Here is a 17,435-nt window from a genome sequence, read left to right on the forward strand (position 1 = left end):
CACATGATAAATGAAAGTTATCTCGAAACATTGAGTATTCAGCTTGCTGAAATCCTCAAAAAACAAGGTAAAACGATTACTTGTGCAGAATCATGTACTGGCGGATGGATTGCTAAGGTATTGACGGATATTGCGGGTAGTTCGGATTACTTTCATAGAGGATTTGTGACTTACAGTAATGAAGCAAAGCATCAAATGATTGGTGTGACAAATGAGTCACTGCAAAAATTTGGGGCAGTGAGTGAGCAAGTGGTTTCTGAAATGGCACTCGGTGCTTTAACTGAAGCTGCTGCTGATTTGGCGATTTCAGTGAGTGGCATAGCAGGTCCAGGTGGCGGAAGTGACGCTAAACCGGTGGGAACGGTTTGGTTCGGTTTCGCCCAAAAAAACGCTACAGGCAGAGCTCATGTGACGGTTAAGCACTGTATATTCCAAGGTGATAGAAATTCTGTACGTTTACAATCAACAGCTTATGCACTTGAAACACTTTTACAAATCATAAGTGAAAAATCTTCTTGATACTGTATGATTATACAGTATACTTAGCATTAACAAACCGAATTCAATCGTTCTATTTGCAGTGGGTAACTTCACTGCATCAAAGGGAGTGAACATGGCTATCGATGAAAACAAACAAAAAGCATTAGCAGCAGCGCTAGGTCAAATTGAAAAGCAATTTGGTAAAGGCTCTATCATGCGTCTTGGCGAAGATCGCTCAATGGATGTTGAAACTATCTCAACGGGTTCTTTATCTCTTGATGTCGCTTTAGGTGCTGGTGGTCTGCCGCTGGGGCGTATTGTTGAAATCTATGGGCCTGAATCTTCTGGTAAAACAACACTGACACTGCAAGTTATTGCAGCCGCACAACGCAGTGGTAAAACATGTGCATTTATCGATGCTGAACATGCTCTCGACCCTATTTATGCAAAAAAATTAGGCGTTGATATTGATAACCTGCTGTGTTCTCAGCCTGATACCGGTGAGCAAGCACTGGAAATCTGTGATGCGTTGACGCGCTCAGGAGCTGTTGATGTCATCATTGTTGACTCCGTTGCAGCATTAACACCAAAAGCTGAAATTGAAGGTGAAATTGGTGACTCTCATATGGGCTTAGCTGCTCGTATGATGAGCCAAGCAATGCGTAAATTAGCGGGTAACTTGAAAAACTCAAATACGCTGTTGATCTTCATTAACCAAATTCGTATGAAGATTGGTGTTATGTTTGGTAACCCTGAAACGACAACGGGCGGTAATGCTCTCAAATTCTATGCTTCCGTACGTTTAGATATTCGCCGTATTGGTGCTGTGAAAAATGGTGAAGAGATTGTTGGTAGCGAAACGCGTGTTAAAGTCGTTAAAAACAAAGTCGCTGCACCATTTAAACAAGCTGAATTCCAAATCCTGTACGGTGAAGGGATTAACACCTACGGTGAATTAATTGATTTAGGTGTTAAGCATAAATTGATTGAAAAAGCCGGTGCTTGGTATAGCTATAACGGTGATAAAATTGGTCAAGGGAAAGCGAATGCAACCATATATCTGAAAGAGCACCCTGAAGCGGCCGAAGAAATTGATAAAAAACTGCGTGAAATGCTACTAACTCACACTGGTGAATTTAGCAGTGCAGCCACTGATTACATCAGTGAAGCCGAAGAAAATGAATCGCCTGAAGAATTTTAATATTGATTCATTGGTTTGATAAATAAGCAGATTATTAACGCCACTCCAAAAAAGAGTGGCGTTTTTTATTTTTCATTTGCACTATATTGGGAGTAAACAATAGTTTTCCAGTGGAAAAATAGCCAACTGAAAGGTATAAACATACTTTCAGAAAATACTCAGACGCTTTACAATGAAAGCCACGAATGGATGTATCTATACTTTAAAACGCTCAAGTTGCAGTTAAGTGACCAAATAGGCAATAGGAACATTCATCAATGTGTGACTAATGCGAATGAATGTCATCAACTGTACTGAAACTTACAGTATGAAGAGTATAAATTTTACTTCTACGCAAAGAGACTTTATCTTATCAGTCACTTTTTAATCGGAGAGTTGATTAGAGGTGATGTTACATTCCATCTCAACAATTCGTAATTCAGTTTCCAGCTTGAAATCGGGATAAATATGAGTAAAAGCACCGCTGAGATCCGTCAAGCGTTTCTCGACTTTTTTCATACAAAAGGTCATCAGGTGGTAAGTAGCAGTTCGCTAGTACCAAATAATGACCCAACATTATTGTTCACTAACGCAGGGATGAACCAGTTCAAAGATGTATTTCTTGGTCTGGATAAAAGAGCATATTCCCGAGCGACTACGGCACAAAGATGTGTGCGAGCAGGTGGTAAACATAACGATTTAGAAAACGTTGGCTACACAGCCCGTCACCATACTTTTTTTGAAATGCTCGGTAACTTTAGCTTTGGCGATTACTTCAAACATGATGCGATCAAATTTGCTTGGGAGCTATTAACTGGAAAAGAGTGGTTTAACCTACCAAAAGAGAAATTGTGGGTTACCGTGTATGAAACCGATGATGAAGCCTATGAAATTTGGAACAAAGAAGTCGGAATTCCAGTTGAACGCATTATTCGTATAGGCGACAACAAAGGTGCACCATACGCCTCTGATAACTTCTGGCAGATGGGGGATACTGGTCCTTGTGGCCCATGCACCGAAATTTTCTATGACCATGGTGAGCATATCTGGGGTGGGCCTCCAGGAAGTCCTGAAGAAGACGGCGATCGCTATATTGAAATCTGGAACATCGTCTTCATGCAGTTTAACCGTCAATCAGATGGCACGATGGAACCATTACCTAAGCCATCTGTGGATACTGGTATGGGGCTTGAACGTATTGCGGCTGTATTGCAGCATGTTAACTCTAACTATGATATCGATATTTTCCGCGACCTTATCGCTGCGGCTGCAAAGGCTACAGGTGCTAGCGACCTATCAAATAAATCACTTCGTGTTATTGCTGACCATATTCGCTCTTGTGCATTCCTCGTGAGTGATGGCGTCATCCCATCGAATGAAGGCCGTGGTTATGTATTGCGCCGGATTATTCGCCGTGCTGTACGTCATGGCTATATGCTAGGGGCAAAAGAGACCTTTTTCTACAAGCTGGTTGCTCCACTGATTAAAGTGATGGGATCAGCAGCAGATGAACTTGCTCGTCAACAAGCTATGGTTGAAAAAGTGCTTAAAACGGAAGAGGAACAATTTGCACGTACATTAGAGCGTGGTCTTCAATTATTAGATGAAGAACTTGCGGCTCTTAAAGGTGACACCTTAGATGGCGAAACTGCGTTCCGTTTATATGATACTTATGGTTTCCCTATCGATCTTACCGCGGATGTTTGCCGTGAGCGTAACATCAAAGTTGATGAAGAAGGCTTTGAGCGCGCAATGGAAGATCAGCGCCGCCGTGCAAGAGAGTCGAGTGGTTTTGGTACCGACTATAATTCGTTAATTAAGGTTGAAAAACACAGCGAATTTTCTGGTTATGCCTATAATGAACAATTAGCCACTATCACTGCTATCTATAAAGATGGCCAGTCAGTAGATTCCCTGAATGCTGGTGAAGAAGGTCTTGTGATCCTTGATAAGACTGCATTCTATGCTGAATCGGGTGGTCAAGTTGGCGATACGGGTGTACTGCGTAATGAGAGTGGTCATTTTACTGTCACTGATACACAAAAATATGGTCAGGCAATTGGTCATATTGGTCAGGTAGAGTCTGGCTCACTAGTCATTAACCACCGTATAGATGCTAAAATTGATGTGAAAAGACGTGATGCAATACGCCTTAATCACTCAGCAACTCACCTGTTGCATGCGGCATTACGCCAAGTACTTGGTGAGCATGTATCACAGAAAGGCTCTTTAGTTAACGATAAATATCTCCGCTTTGATTTTTCACACTTTGAAGCAATGACACCTGCACAATTACGCGCAGTGGAAGACATTGTTAACGCACAAATTCGTAAGAACACACCAATTGAAACGGAACTTATGGATTTAGAAAGTGCAAAAGAAAAAGGTGCGATGGCATTATTCGGTGAAAAATACGAAGAACGTGTACGTGTTCTGAGTATGGGCGATTTTTCTATCGAACTTTGTGGTGGGACACATGCAAGCCGTACTGGTGATATCGGTTTATTCCGCATCACCAGTGAATCAGGTACGGCTGCGGGGGTTCGTCGTATTGAAGCTGTCACAGGGGAAGGCGCGATTGAAAGCGTACATAACCAATCTGATCAGTTGAATGCGATAGCTCACCTCTTAAAAGGTGATATGAATAGCTTAGTTGAAAAAGTTAAGTCTGCATTGGAAAAATCTCGCCAATTAGAAAAAGAGATTTTGCAACTAAAAGATCAACAAGCATCCCAAGAAAGTGCTTCACTTAGTAGTAAAGCAAAAGATATTAAAGGGATTAAATTACTTGTTAGCCAATTAAGTAACACTGAACCTAAACTTTTGAGAACGATGGTTGATGATCTCAAAAATCAGTTGAAATCGGCGATTATCGTGCTTTCAACAACGAGTGGTGATAAAGTCAGTGTAATTGTTGGTGTAACTAATGATTTGACTGCTAAAATAAAAGCGGGTGATTTGATATCATATGTTGCACAGCAAGTCGGTGGTAAAGGTGGTGGGCGCCCAGACATGGCTCAAGCGGGTGGTACGGATGTGAGTGCGTTACCAGCGGCGATGGCCAGTGTAGAAGAGTGGGTTAACTCACGACTATAAGCGCTGATTAGGTTGCCTCATGCACCGTGAGGCAACTTTATCTGTTGCAACGTTGTTAATATGTTGTGGGTAGTGTTATATTTTGTACGTATATAATTAAAATGATTGCCTTGATGGCATCGATGCTTTAGGTGTATATCATTGCTTTACGTTTTCACGGTGTGTGATGGACAATAGCGGGGGAAACCTAGAGACCCGACTCTTTTAATATTTCAAGGAGCAAAGAATGCTTATTCTGACTCGTCGAGTTGGTGAAACACTCATGATAGGCGATGAGGTAACAGTTACTGTACTGGGAGTAAAAGGCAATCAAGTTCGTATTGGTGTCAATGCCCCAAAAGAAGTTTCTGTTCACCGTGAAGAAATTTATCAACGGATCCAGGCTGAAAAGACTCAACCAGATAATCAATAATAATGAATAAGCGTCCATATCTTGAACCACACAGCAAAGATGGACGCTTGTCTTTCATTTGACCTCATTCTTAACCCTGCTATATTTTAATTTATTCGGCCTTCAAGCGAGTGGTTTAACTTACCACGATACCAATTTGATACTTATCGTTGACAACTTCCTCTCTAGCTTCTCAATTTGAACGCAGCGCTGACTATTTTTCGAGAATTCATTTTTCAATTCATCATTTTTTATCGGGTAAAATTTTGTGAAATTACCCCGTGATGAATCCGATTTTCGGTGCTAAACTAATCATCTTGCTTGTGAAATGTGCAAACAGTCATTATAAACCAAAAAGTTTGGAAAAATTGTTTGACTTCTAAAGCTAGGAAAGTAATATGTGCGCCACACAGAGACGAGATGTTCAAAACAAATCGTCTGTGACTAAAAACGGTGAGGTGGCCGAGAGGCTGAAGGCGCTCCCCTGCTAAGGGAGTATGCGGTCAAAAGCTGCATCGAGGGTTCGAATCCCTCCCTCACCGCCATTTTAGATAGCTGCATCCGTAGCTCAGCTGGATAGAGTACTCGGCTACGAACCGAGCGGTCGGAGGTTCGAATCCTCCCGGATGCACCATATTTAACCCTATGAGTAAAACTGGTGGGGTTTGTTTTTAGTTTTTAGCAACTAAAAACAAGCAGTAGTTATGAAGTGTAGAGTTTGATATTGTAATGCATCCGTAGCTCAGCTGGATAGAGTACTCGGCTACGAACCGAGCGGTCGGAGGTTCGAATCCTCCCGGATGCACCATCTTCAGCTAGTCCTTGTCTAGTGTATCAAAATTTCCTTTATCAAAACGATGGCTAATTATTGAATCAACGATTCAATGAACGAATTAAGCATCCGTAGCTCAGCTGGATAGAGTACTCGGCTACGAACCGAGCGGTCGGAGGTTCGAATCCTCCCGGATGCACCAGAACAAGAAGCTCCTCATAGAGGGGCTTTTTTTTCGTCTATCAATCAGATTTATCATAATTCGATGTTATTCCAAATGCGTATCTTATATAAACCACACATCTAAGCAGCGACAATTTCCTTCATTTACGCTAAAGTAAGCTTCTTACTAAAATAAAATTACATCACAGGCGGGAGGTCGATTTGATCCCGGACGTATCTAAAGCGCTCTCATGGTTAGAGGCGCACCCAGAAGCACTGAATGGTATTCAACGTGGTATCGAACGTGAAACATTACGTGTTACTCCGAAAGGTTCTATTGCTGAAACTTTGCATCCGGAAGAATTGGGGAAAGCATTAACACATAAATGGATCACGACAGATTTTGCTGAGTCTTTACTTGAGTTCATTACACCTGTGGATAAAAGTACTAGGCACAGTTTGGCTTTTCTTAGGGATTTACACCGTTATACGGCTCGTCATCTGCACAATGAAAGGATGTGGCCATTAAGCATGCCTTGTTTTATCGAAAACGAAGATAAAATAACGCTTGCTCAATACGGTACATCGAATGTAGGCCGCTTCAAAAACTTATATCGTGAAGGGCTAAAAAACCGTTATGGCGCATTAATGCAGACCATTGCTGGTGTTCATTATAATTTTTCATTGCCAATTGAATTTTGGCAGGCGTGGGCAGGTGTTAAAGATGCACAGAGCGGTAAAGCGCAAATTTCTGATGGTTATTTACGCCTGATTAGAAACTATTATCGCTTTGGCTGGGTGATCCCTTATTTATTTGGGGCATCTCCTGCTATTTGTGGCTCATTCCTTAAAGATAGAGAGACTAAATTAACCTTTGAAAAGACAGCGACGGGAACGTATTACTTACCTTATGCGACGTCGTTAAGAATGAGTGATTTAGGCTATACGAATAAGTCTCAGAGCGATTTAAACATTACCTTTAATGATTTAGATAGCTATGTGGCTGGTTTGAAAAAAGCGATTTATAAGCCGTCTGAGGAATTTGCCGCGCTAGGTGTGAAAAAAGCAGGTAAGTATATTCAATTGAACACCAATGTGTTGCAGATTGAAAACGAGCTATATGCACCCATTCGACCTAAGCGTGTGCCAAAAGGTGATGAGTCACCATCTGATGCATTGTTGCGTGGTGGTATTGAGTACATTGAAGTTCGTGCGTTGGATATTAACCCGTTTAGCGCGATTGGGGTTGATGAGACGCAAACGCGCTTCCTAGACCTGTTTTTGATTTGGTGCGTGTTAGCTGATGCACCAGCAATGAATGCTCAAGAATTAGATTGCAGTCGCCAGAACTGGAACCGCGTGATCCTTGAAGGGCGTAAACCGGGTCAAGTTATCGGTATTGGTTGTGGTAGTGAAATGAAACCATTGGTGGAAGTAGGGCAGCAGTTATTTGATGACTTAATCCGTGTTGCTGAAGTCCTCGATACCTGTTGTGATGCCAAATATCAGGAAGTTTGTCACCAATTTATTTCAATGTTTGAAGATCCAACTCGGACGTATTCTGCATTAGTGATGGATAAAATGGTTGAACAAGGTATTGGTGGCTACGGATTAGAATTAGCTGAAAAATACTATGCGCAATTGGTTAGTGAACCTTACGAAGTGATTACCGAAGCTCAGTTTGAAGCTGCTCGATTAGCTTCCATAGAAAAACAGGCTATGATAGAGAAAGATGAAACTGAAAGCTTTGAGGATTATTTGCGGAGGCATGCAGGGCGCTAAAAGAAAATGGCCACAACGAAGTGGCCAAATATAAAATCTCTTAGAGAATTAGGGATGATAACAAATTTGCGCGTCTTTCATAGATTAAGACTCAGCGATTGCCAAATAGTTTCATTTATTTTGCAAATAAAATAATTTTTTTTCAGGAGGTCAATAAATGCCGTTATTAGACAGTTTTACTGTAGATCATACGCGTATGGCTGCGCCTGCGGTTCGTGTAGCAAAAACGATGAAAACACCTAGCGGAGACACGATTACCGTTTTCGATCTGCGCTTCACCGTGCCTAACAAGGAAGCCATGTCTGAAAAAGGCACTCATACCCTTGAACATCTATTTGCAGGGTTTATGCGAGACCATCTCAATGGCAATGGTGTTGAGATTATTGATATCTCTCCAATGGGGTGCCGTACTGGGTTTTACATGAGCTTAATTGGTGCACCTGATGAGCAACGTGTTGCCGATGCTTGGAAAAGTGCAATGCAAGATGTATTAAAAGTGCAAGATCAGAATAAGATCCCTGAGCTGAATATTTTTCAGTGTGGCACGTATAAGATGCATTCACTAGACGAAGCTAAACAAATTGCACGCAATGTCCTAGCGTCAGAAATTCGAATTAACAAAAATGATGAACTTGCATTACCGGCTGAAAAGCTGACTGAACTGCATGTTTAAATAACGTTAATGCAACAAACTGCACCTAACTTGTTAGCGAATAACACATTAAGGTGCAGTTTTTTTATTGATATTTAATGAACTTCAGATGTAGAAGCATTCGTTGCGATAGGGGTAATTTTGACTTGCTTAATAATATTATCGCTAATGAGCAGGACCTCGACTAAATAGTGTGAAATGACGATTTTTTCTTGCAGCTCAGGGATATCGCCAATCGCTTCTAACACCATACCATTCACTGTTCTCGGCCCATCGACAGGAAGGTGCCAATCAAAGGCTTTGTTCAAGTCACGAATATTTGCCGTACCATCAACGAGTACACTACCATCGCTTTGCGGTAAAACTTCTTCAGACAATGAAGGGGACATCGACGTGGTAAAATCGCCGACGATTTCCTCAAGGATATCTTCAACCGTAATCAGCCCTTGAATCTCACCATACTCATCAACAATGATGCCTATTTTTTCTTTATTATGTTGGAAGTTTATTAGCTGAGTACTTAGTGGCGTACTATTTGGAATAAAGTAGATACTGTCGGCTGCTTTGATCAAATTCTGCTTGGTAAACTCCCGTTTCTCCATCATCAAACGATAGGCTTCACGGACACGCAAAATTCCAATCGCATCATCAAGGGAGTCACGATACAGCAGGATGCGGCCATGAGGTGAGTGGGTCAGTTGCCGAATGATAGATTTCCAATCATCATTAACATCAATACCGACGATCTCATTCCTTGGTAGCATAATGTCGCCAACAGTCACTTTTTCAAGATCTAAAATCGACAACAGCATGTCTTGATTTCGCCTGCTGAGTTTAGCTTTTGACTCATGAACGATGGTTCTCAGTTCATCTTTACTGACCGCATCACTGCGTATTACAGGGGGTTTTATGCCACAAAGAAACATGAATAATAATGTTATTTTGTTGAAGGCCCAAACCACTGGCAGCATAATTTTTTGTAGAGGTTTTAAAATATAGCTGCTTGGGAAAGCAATTTTTTCTGGGTATAAAGCCGCGATAGTCTTAGGCATCACTTCAGCAAAGACTAATATCACAAAGGTTAAAATACCCGTGGCAATTGCGACACCCGCATTGCCATATAGGCGCATACCAACAATAGTCGCTAGGGATGAGGCAACAATATTGATTAGGTTATTGCCGATAAGAATCAAACTAATGAGTTTATCGGGGTGACGAAGTAATTTTTCGACACGTTTTGCTGACCGGTTACCTTGTTTGGCAAGGTGCTTTAAGCGGTAGCGATTCAGCGTCATCATACCTGTCTCTGACGCAGAAAAATATGCGGACATGATAATTAAAATGATTAATATAATGATGAGCGTACCGGTAGATACGTGATCCAAAACTAGGTTCCTTATACTGTGTAGATAAGATGATTTTATTCGTCTTAGCGTTAAGATACCAGAATTTGTTGCATCAACCGGTTGCCAAAGAATGCCATTGTTAGAATAAAGGCTCCAGCGACGTGGAAAAATAGAACTCGCTTCCCTCTCCAACCACCGTGGAAATGGCCCCACAGTAAAATAATATAGACGAACCAAGCGATAACCGATAAGACAGATTTATGGATATTCTCTTTATCAAAGATATTATCCATATAAATAAAGCCAGTGCATAAGGTTAAGGTGAGTAGGATCACACCAACTTGGGTGATATGAAACATTTTGCGCTCAATGACCATCATAGGCGGCATATCTGAACTGAATTTCAGGGTTTTATTCTTTAGTTGAAAGTCTATGAGTGCAACTTGGAATGCATATAGTGCAGCGATTAAGAGTGTCGCATAACTCAGTAACGCTAAACCAATATGAATGAAGAGTGGGACACTGCCTTCTAGGTGGGTGATAAACTCACCGGGCATAATGGTGGATAACATTAAATTGATGACAGCAAAACTATAGACAATCGGCGTCAAATACCAAGCTTTGCCCTTATAAGCCACGACGGTCATAATAATACACATGAGTAAACTCACGGCGGAACCTAAGTTTAATAATGTGAGGTTTTGTCCTTCATCACCACGAAAAATCAGTAACTTTAGCGTTATTGCATGAGTTATCAGTGCAATAACGGCCAATAAAAGGGCTAGTCGGCGATAGACAGGTTGTTTTCGAACCTGGCCGGGTACGATCAGCGATAGGCTGAATAGGTATGTACAAACTGCTATGACTGCAAATACTGGCATAGTATAGTGTCGTTATTCATTTTAAGTGGATTATATTGTGTAGTATAACTCGTGGAGCTGCCGGCTCCAACCATTGGTACAGTTAATAAGCCTCTTCTTAATCGTTAATCGCATGATAAGAGCGCCTCTCACGGAGTATGACTGTTCATTTTATGATTGAAATCTGATTTTACTATTCAGTCAGTCAAATCAATACTAACAGAGTGAAGCGAATAAACGTCAGGTGTGATACACTGTGGCGAAAAATTTCGGCGTTGGTTTCAGTTGTGGCTGTCATCGGTTATGCACCTTTGAAAAATAATGAGTGAGTGTTGTCTAAATTAGCCATTGCGTACTTGTATTTTTAAGTATCAATAACCAGATAGAGTGTTGACAGTAGGCCCATAAACAGAATTGAGTTAAGACATATGTTTGATAATTTAACTGACAGACTATCGCGCACTTTGCGCAACATCAGCGGGCGTGGGCGTCTGACTGATGAGAATATTAAAGATACATTGCGTGAAGTTCGTATGGCTTTGCTGGAGGCAGACGTAGCGCTTCCCGTTGTCCGTGAATTTATTCAAAAAGTAAAAGAAAGCGCTGTTGGCCAAGATGTCAATAAAAGCTTAACTCCAGGTCAAGAGTTCATCAAAATTGTTCAGAATGAACTGACCAAAGCCATGGGTGATGAAAACCATCAACTTAACCTCTCGGCGCAGCCACCAGCGGTTGTCTTGATGGCTGGTTTGCAAGGTGCGGGTAAAACCACAAGCGTTGCAAAACTGGGTAAGCTTTTAAAAGAGAAACAAAAGAAAAAAGTTTTAGTGGTCTCTGCTGACGTTTATCGCCCAGCAGCGATTAAACAGCTAGAGACATTGGCAGAAACGGTTGGTATTGATTTTTTCCCTTCAGATGCCAAAGAAAAACCCGCAGCAATCGTACAGAAAGCTTTAAAACACGCTCAGCTACAGTTCTATGATGTGTTGTTGGTGGATACCGCAGGTCGTTTACACGTTGATGAAGCGATGATGGACGAAATTAAAGAGGTCCATCGCATTATCAATCCTGTAGAAACCCTGTTTGTTGTTGATGCGATGACAGGTCAAGATGCCGCGAATACGGCTAAAGCTTTTAATGAAGCGCTACCGCTTACTGGGGTGGTGTTGACGAAAGTTGATGGTGATGCGCGTGGTGGTGCGGCTTTATCCATTCGCTCAATTACAGGTAAGCCAATCAAATTCTTAGGGGTTGGTGAAAAAACGGATGCTTTAGAACCTTTCCACCCAGAACGTGTAGCGTCCCGTATTTTAGGTATGGGAGATGTGTTATCTCTTATTGAAGAGATCGAGCACAAAGTTGACCGCGATCAGGCAGAAAAACTTGCTAAAAAGCTGAAAACAGGTGACGGTTTTGATTTAAATGACTTTTTAAGTCAGTTAAAACAGATGCGCAATATGGGCGGCATGGCGAGTATGATGAGCAAGATACCTGGAATGTCTCAAGTTCCAGATGCTGTTAAGTCGCAAATGGATGATAAAATCACTATCCGAATGGAAGCGATAATCAATTCAATGACGCGTAAAGAACGTGAAAAACCTGAAATTATCAAGGGGTCACGTAAACGTCGTATTGCCGCTGGTTCAGGTACGAGTGTTCAAGAAGTCAACCGCCTTTTGAAGCAATTTGATGATATGCAACGCATGATGAAAAAGATGAAAAAAGGCGGTCTTGCCAAGATGATGCGTGGCATGAAAGGAATGATGCCTCCGGGTTTTCCGGGGCGTTAAGCAACAAAGCTAGAAAGAATATGCACTTTTGATTGATTTTTACGTCGAAGCGAGTAAAATTTTCGGGCTTTTTATATGACAGCCGGACTCTATCCCTCGATGGAGTCTGGTTGTTTTATTAACTAATGAGGATGTTATGGTAACAATTCGTTTATCTCGTGGCGGCGCAAAAAAGCGTCCGTTCTACCAAATCGTTGTAACCGATAGCCGCAATGCGCGTGACGGTCGTTTCATCGAGCGTGTTGGTTTCTTCAACCCAATCGCTTCAGGTCAAGCAGAAGAACTGCGTTTAGACTTGGATCGTGTTGAGCACTGGGTTGGTAAAGGCGCAACTATTTCTGACCGTGTTGCACAACTGGTCAAACAAGCTAAAAAAGCAGCTTAATCTGTCACGGTGGTAACTATGGGCAAGCAAGTAAATCTAGCGACTCCTACTCACCCAATCGTCTTGGGGAAATTAGGCGCTGCATATGGAATTCGTGGTTGGCTCAAAGTTTTTTCCTCCACCGAACATGCTGAAAGTATTTTTGATTATCAGCCTTGGTTTATTCAACGTTCAGGTCAGTGGCAACATGTGGAACTGGAAGATTGGAAACACCATAACAAAGATATCATTATTAAACTTAAAGGGGTCGATGACCGCGATGCAGCAACGTTGTTAACTAATTTTGAAATAGTCGTTGATTCAACGCAACTTCCTGAATTAGATAATGATGAATATTACTGGAAAGACCTTATGGGCTGCCAAGTAGTGACACTGCAAGGTTATGATCTCGGGACCATCACCGATATGATGGAAACCGGTTCTAATGATGTCATTGTGATTAAGGCAAATCTAAAAGATGCATTTGGCATCAAGGAGCGGCTGGTTCCGTTTCTTGATGGGCAGGTTATCAAGAAAGTCGATCTTAAATCTAAACTCATTGAAGTTGATTGGGATCCTGGTTTTTAAATCTCCGGTTGAACGGTTTTAATGAGTGGGACTAAATAATGTGGATTGGTGTAATTAGCCTGTTTCCCGAAATGTTCCGCGCAATAACCGAGTACGGGGTAACTGGTCGGGCAGTGAAAAATGGCCTACTGTCTGTCGAGTGTTGGAATCCACGCGATTTCACTCACGATAAACATAAGACAGTTGATGATCGCCCCTATGGTGGTGGTCCAGGCATGCTGATGATGGTGCAACCTTTAAAGGATGCTATCAACACAGCAAGAACTGAGGCAGGTGAGGGTGCGAAAGTTATTTATCTGTCACCTCAGGGACGCAAACTCAGCCAAGAGGGGGTTTGCGAATTGGCAACGAATGAGAAGCTAATTCTTGTTTGTGGTCGATATGAAGGCATTGATGAGCGAATCATTCAAACCGAAATTGATGAAGAATGGTCAATCGGTGATTATGTTCTCAGTGGTGGGGAACTCCCCGCGATGGTGTTGATTGACTCGGTGTCTCGGTTTATTCCGGGAGTACTTGGTCATCAAGCTTCTGCACAAGAAGACTCTTTTGCAGAGGGACTACTTGATTGTCCACACTATACCCGTCCTGAAGTGTTAGACGGCATGCAAGTACCTGATGTTTTATTATCCGGTAACCATGCAAAGATAGATAGCTGGCGTATGAAACAATCACTTGGCCGTACCTGGCTTAGAAGACCTGAGCTTCTGGAAAGCCTAGCTCTGACTGACGAGCAGAGGATGTTGCTGACTGAATTTCAAAATGAATATTGGTCTGAGCAACAAGTGAATCCAGACAATTAAAATAATTGTCTAACATATATCAGTTTACCTAGGGTAAGAGAATTATTATGAGCAACATTATTAAACAACTTGAACAAGAGCAGATGAAGCAGGACGTACCTTCATTCCGTCAGGGTGATACTGTGGAAGTTAAGGTATGGGTCGTAGAAGGCTCTAAAAAACGTCTGCAGGCATTTGAGGGCGTGGTTATTGCTATTCGTAATCGCGGTCTGCACTCTGCATTCACTGTTCGTAAAATTTCTAACGGCGAAGGTGTTGAGCGTGTATTCCAAACTCACTCTCCAGTCGTAGATAGCATCACTGTTAAACGTCGTGGTGCCGTTCGCAGAGCTAAACTGTACTACCTGCGTGAGCGTTCTGGTAAGGCAGCTCGTATTAAAGAGCGTCTGAACGCCAAGTAATACGCTTTCGCTACATCCGAAAGAATATAAGGCCCGCCCCAGTGCGGGCCTTTATATCTCTGTCATCTTTCGGCCCGTACATTGCTGGTTGCACTCCTTCAGCTATATCAATCCCTCAATATCTCACTTATACACTGCTTACCGGCAACATGGACAGATAAGAATGATCCTTTTCAACACTCATTAAGGATTCCGATTCTTATTTATTAAGATATTATTAATTTGATCTGTCTCATTTCATACTATTACCAAATTGTAAACTTATGATTACACCCTCTTTCTGTTTGTATGTTTTTTGAGCGTTAATAAAAGAGGTGGATATTTTATTATTTGCTTTTTCAATTGGTTATCTGTGTGTTCATTTTTATTTACATCGCTGTAATTATTTTACATTTTTGGATTGTAATCTTTACGTTCCATGGTATGTTATTAACCAGCACACAAACACAATATATAAACAGTTAAGCAGGTAATAAAAATGATCATGCAAAAAGATGTACTCAATAATGTGAATATTCGTGATGAACAGGTATTAATTACACCTGAGGCTCTAAAACAAAAATTTCCACTGAGTCACAGCAACCTGCATGCCATCGCGGCTTCGCGTAAAGTCATTGCTGATATTATTCATCAACGCGACCCACGCTTACTCGTGGTATGCGGCCCTTGTTCTATTCATGATGTCGATGCGGCTATTGAATACGGCCAACGTTTACAGAAACTTGCTGCTGAATTGAATGACAGTTTATATATTGTGATGCGTGTTTATTTTGAAAAACCTCGTACAACTGTTGGCTGGAAAGGTTTAATTAGCGACCCATTAATGGATGGTTCGTTTGATATGGAAAAAGGCTTACATATTGCTCGCGACTTGCTGACAAACCTTGTTAATATGGGGCTACCTTTGGCGACAGAGGCTTTGGATCCTAATAATCCTCAGTACTTAGGTGATCTTTTCAGTTGGTCTGCCATTGGTGCAAGAACAACAGAATCGCAAACACACCGTGAAATGGCATCGGGTCTATCAATGCCTGTAGGATTTAAAAATGGTACCGACGGTAGCTTATCGACAGCGATTAATGCGATGAAAGCGGCGTCTATGCCTCACCGTTTTATGGGAATTAATCAATCAGGTCAAGTGAGTTTGTTGCATACAAAAGGCAATGAAAATGGACATGTTATTTTGCGTGGCGGTAAGACACCAAACTATAGCCCAGAAGATATTGCTGCCTGTGAAGCTGAAATGCGTAAAGCTGGACTTGAACCGTCATTGATGGTTGATTGTAGCCACGGTAACTCGAATAAAGATTTCAGGCGTCAACCGTTGGTTGTTGACTCTATCATCGAGCAAATTACTCATGGAAATAAGTCAATAACCGGTATTATGTTAGAAAGCCATTTACATGAAGGCAATCAAAGTTCTGAACAGCCACGTAGCGAAATGAAATATGGCGTGTCAGTGACCGATGCTTGCATTGATTGGGAAACAACCGAAACAGTATTGCGTAAGCTCCATCATGCATTGCAGCCAGTGCTTGACGAACGTGCTGAAAAATTTGAAATTGCAAGTTGATACAAGGTATAGGTATGTCTGCTGAATTATCTCATCTGAGAGAACAAATTGATGAGGTTGATAAATCGTTATTAGATTTGTTGGCTAAACGCTTACAACTGGTTGCTGAAGTCGGTGAAGTCAAAAGCCAACATGGTTTGCCTATTTATGTCCCTGAGCGAGAGTCAAGCATGTTGGCTGCTCGCCGCCAAGAAGCAGAACGGATGGGGATACCGCCTGATTTAATAGAAGATGTTCTTCGCCGCGTGATGAGAGAATCTTACGCTCGCGAAAATGATAAAGGATTTAAAACCCTGAAACCTGATGCTGGCCCAATTGTGATTGTGGGTGGTGATGGCAAAATGGGGCGCTTGTTTAATCGTTTACTGACACTCTCAGGTTATCAAGTTAAAACGCTGGGTGAACAGGATTGGGCGCAAGCAGAGTCAATTCTTTCTGGTGCTAGCGTTGTTATTATCAGTGTACCGATCCATTTGACAGTACAGGTAATTGAACGACTGCCAAAATTGGATAAAGAAACAGTCCTCATAGATATTGCATCGGTTAAAGATAAGCCTTTAAAAGCGATGTTAGCAGCGCATGCAGGACCTGTTTTAGGCTTACACCCCATGTTTGGTCCTGATGTAGGAAGTGTTGCTAAACAAGTATTTGCCTTTTGTGATGGCCGAGATAGCGAATCTTACCAGTGGTTCCTAGAGCAATTACAGGTTTGGGGAGCCCGCTTGAAAAAGATTACAGCCAGTGATCATGACCGTAATATGAGTTTTATTCAGGCGTTGCGCCATTTTACAACTTTTACGTATGGTCAAAATTTAGCGCAGGAACATGTGGATCTACAGCAGTTGTTAGAGTTGTCATCGCCTATATATCGCTTGGAACTGGCAATGGTTGGGCGTCTATTTGCTCAAGACCCTCAATTGTACGCTGATATTATTATGTCATCCGATGAAAATATTGAATTAATTCGCCGTTACTATCAGTTACTCGGCCAATCTATAGAGATGCTCGAACGTAAAGATAAGGCCGAATTTATTCGACAATTTAATGAAGTAAGCGATTGGTTCGGGGAAGATGCTCACCATTTTATGAAAGAAAGCCAATCGCTGTTGCAAAGAGCCAACGACAACCGCAAGTAGCTTTTAAAAATGGCTCCTATATAAGGAGTCATTTTTATGTATCGTCAAAAAATTCGCCG

15 protein-coding genes and 4 tRNA genes are annotated in these 17,435 nt (G+C 41.7%); 17 read left to right on the forward strand and 2 right to left on the reverse strand.

What is annotated here, in order from left to right; genetic code table 11:
• The first annotated feature begins 3 nt into the window (after window positions 1-3).
• The 10 genes from pncC to luxS all read left to right on the forward strand — a co-directional run bounded on the left by pncC (window position 4) and on the right by luxS (window position 8,536).
• Window positions 4-519, forward strand: coding sequence for a nicotinamide-nucleotide amidase (pncC, locus tag M1F03_RS04945; RefSeq protein WP_154625108.1), 516 nt, complete (start codon window positions 4-6; stop codon window positions 517-519).
• 94 nt (window positions 520-613) lie between these two features.
• Complete coding sequence (gene recA, locus M1F03_RS04950) at window positions 614-1,681, forward strand: recombinase RecA (RefSeq protein ID WP_154625109.1); 1,068 nt, start codon at window positions 614-616, stop codon at window positions 1,679-1,681.
• Window positions 1,682-2,128: 447 nt separating this feature from the next.
• On the forward strand, window positions 2,129-4,756 hold the full coding sequence (gene alaS / locus M1F03_RS04955; RefSeq protein ID WP_154625110.1) for an alanine--tRNA ligase: 2,628 nt from the start codon (window positions 2,129-2,131) through the stop codon (window positions 4,754-4,756).
• Window positions 4,757-4,982: 226 nt separating this feature from the next.
• Complete coding sequence (gene csrA / locus M1F03_RS04960) at window positions 4,983-5,168, forward strand: carbon storage regulator CsrA (protein WP_004264815.1); 186 nt, start codon at window positions 4,983-4,985, stop codon at window positions 5,166-5,168.
• A gap of 431 nt (window positions 5,169-5,599) precedes the next feature.
• Window positions 5,600-5,692 (forward strand) — tRNA-Ser (locus tag M1F03_RS04965).
• Window positions 5,693-5,704: 12 nt separating this feature from the next.
• A tRNA-Arg gene (locus tag M1F03_RS04970) sits at window positions 5,705-5,781 on the forward strand.
• A gap of 97 nt (window positions 5,782-5,878) precedes the next feature.
• Window positions 5,879-5,955 (forward strand) — tRNA-Arg (locus M1F03_RS04975).
• An 89-nt stretch (window positions 5,956-6,044) separates the two neighbouring features.
• Window positions 6,045-6,121 (forward strand) — tRNA-Arg (locus M1F03_RS04980).
• Between the two features lie 182 nt (window positions 6,122-6,303).
• Window positions 6,304-7,863: a glutamate--cysteine ligase gene (gene gshA, locus M1F03_RS04985; protein WP_154625111.1), complete on the forward strand. Its 1,560-nt coding sequence runs from the start codon at window positions 6,304-6,306 to the stop codon at window positions 7,861-7,863.
• A 157-nt stretch (window positions 7,864-8,020) separates the two neighbouring features.
• On the forward strand, window positions 8,021-8,536 hold the full coding sequence (gene luxS / locus M1F03_RS04990) for an S-ribosylhomocysteine lyase (protein ID WP_251463679.1): 516 nt from the start codon (window positions 8,021-8,023) through the stop codon (window positions 8,534-8,536).
• A 74-nt stretch (window positions 8,537-8,610) separates the two neighbouring features.
• On the opposite strand, the gene M1F03_RS04995 is transcribed toward luxS, so the two are convergent.
• The gene (locus M1F03_RS04995; RefSeq protein ID WP_318840092.1) at window positions 8,611-9,900 is read right to left on the reverse strand and encodes a CNNM domain-containing protein; all 1,290 of its coding nucleotides are present in this window, start codon (window positions 9,898-9,900) and stop codon (window positions 8,611-8,613) included.
• Window positions 9,901-9,950: 50 nt separating this feature from the next.
• Window positions 9,951-10,742: an inner membrane protein YpjD gene (locus tag M1F03_RS05000; RefSeq protein ID WP_154625114.1), complete on the reverse strand. Its 792-nt coding sequence runs from the start codon at window positions 10,740-10,742 to the stop codon at window positions 9,951-9,953.
• A 407-nt stretch (window positions 10,743-11,149) separates the two neighbouring features.
• Here M1F03_RS05000 and ffh point away from each other — a divergent pair, with 407 nt between their 5' ends.
• From ffh to tyrA, 7 genes are all read left to right on the forward strand, one after another.
• Window positions 11,150-12,511: a signal recognition particle protein gene (ffh, locus tag M1F03_RS05005; RefSeq protein WP_154625115.1), complete on the forward strand. Its 1,362-nt coding sequence runs from the start codon at window positions 11,150-11,152 to the stop codon at window positions 12,509-12,511.
• A gap of 136 nt (window positions 12,512-12,647) precedes the next feature.
• Entirely contained in the window at window positions 12,648-12,896 is a 249-nt protein-coding gene (gene rpsP / locus M1F03_RS05010) for a 30S ribosomal protein S16 (protein ID WP_154625116.1), read from the forward strand.
• An 18-nt stretch (window positions 12,897-12,914) separates the two neighbouring features.
• Window positions 12,915-13,463: a ribosome maturation factor RimM gene (rimM, locus tag M1F03_RS05015; protein ID WP_154625117.1), complete on the forward strand. Its 549-nt coding sequence runs from the start codon at window positions 12,915-12,917 to the stop codon at window positions 13,461-13,463.
• 38 nt (window positions 13,464-13,501) lie between these two features.
• Window positions 13,502-14,266 carry a tRNA (guanosine(37)-N1)-methyltransferase TrmD gene (gene trmD, locus M1F03_RS05020; RefSeq protein ID WP_154625118.1) on the forward strand — a complete coding sequence of 255 codons (765 nt, stop codon included), beginning with the start codon at window positions 13,502-13,504 and terminating at the stop codon, window positions 14,264-14,266.
• A gap of 47 nt (window positions 14,267-14,313) precedes the next feature.
• The gene (gene rplS, locus M1F03_RS05025; protein ID WP_154625119.1) at window positions 14,314-14,667 is read left to right on the forward strand and encodes a 50S ribosomal protein L19; all 354 of its coding nucleotides are present in this window, start codon (window positions 14,314-14,316) and stop codon (window positions 14,665-14,667) included.
• A gap of 478 nt (window positions 14,668-15,145) precedes the next feature.
• Entirely contained in the window at window positions 15,146-16,240 is a 1,095-nt protein-coding gene (locus M1F03_RS05030; protein ID WP_269723313.1) for a 3-deoxy-7-phosphoheptulonate synthase, read from the forward strand.
• Window positions 16,241-16,254: 14 nt separating this feature from the next.
• Window positions 16,255-17,376: a bifunctional chorismate mutase/prephenate dehydrogenase gene (tyrA, locus tag M1F03_RS05035; RefSeq protein ID WP_251463682.1), complete on the forward strand. Its 1,122-nt coding sequence runs from the start codon at window positions 16,255-16,257 to the stop codon at window positions 17,374-17,376.
• Window positions 17,377-17,435: the final 59 nt, after the last annotated feature.

Origin of the sequence: Providencia sp. PROV080 (assembly GCF_033688105.1) — a bacterium.
GTDB lineage: Bacteria > Pseudomonadota > Gammaproteobacteria > Enterobacterales > Enterobacteriaceae > Providencia > Providencia zhejiangensis.

Coding starts and splice junctions, on each gene's coding strand:
- pncC (WP_154625108.1), top strand. CDS start 4: ATGATAAATGAAAGTTATCTCGAAACATTGAGTATTCAGCTTGCTGAA.
- recA (WP_154625109.1), top strand. CDS start 614: ATGGCTATCGATGAAAACAAACAAAAAGCATTAGCAGCAGCGCTAGGT.
- alaS (WP_154625110.1), top strand. CDS start 2,129: ATGAGTAAAAGCACCGCTGAGATCCGTCAAGCGTTTCTCGACTTTTTT.
- csrA (WP_004264815.1), top strand. CDS start 4,983: ATGCTTATTCTGACTCGTCGAGTTGGTGAAACACTCATGATAGGCGAT.
- luxS (WP_251463679.1), top strand. CDS start 8,021: ATGCCGTTATTAGACAGTTTTACTGTAGATCATACGCGTATGGCTGCG.
- M1F03_RS05000 (WP_154625114.1), bottom strand. CDS start 10,742: ATGCCAGTATTTGCAGTCATAGCAGTTTGTACATACCTATTCAGCCTA.
- ffh (WP_154625115.1), top strand. CDS start 11,150: ATGTTTGATAATTTAACTGACAGACTATCGCGCACTTTGCGCAACATC.
- rpsP (WP_154625116.1), top strand. CDS start 12,648: ATGGTAACAATTCGTTTATCTCGTGGCGGCGCAAAAAAGCGTCCGTTC.
- rimM (WP_154625117.1), top strand. CDS start 12,915: ATGGGCAAGCAAGTAAATCTAGCGACTCCTACTCACCCAATCGTCTTG.
- trmD (WP_154625118.1), top strand. CDS start 13,502: ATGTGGATTGGTGTAATTAGCCTGTTTCCCGAAATGTTCCGCGCAATA.
- rplS (WP_154625119.1), top strand. CDS start 14,314: ATGAGCAACATTATTAAACAACTTGAACAAGAGCAGATGAAGCAGGAC.
- M1F03_RS05030 (WP_269723313.1), top strand. CDS start 15,146: ATGATCATGCAAAAAGATGTACTCAATAATGTGAATATTCGTGATGAA.
- tyrA (WP_251463682.1), top strand. CDS start 16,255: ATGTCTGCTGAATTATCTCATCTGAGAGAACAAATTGATGAGGTTGAT.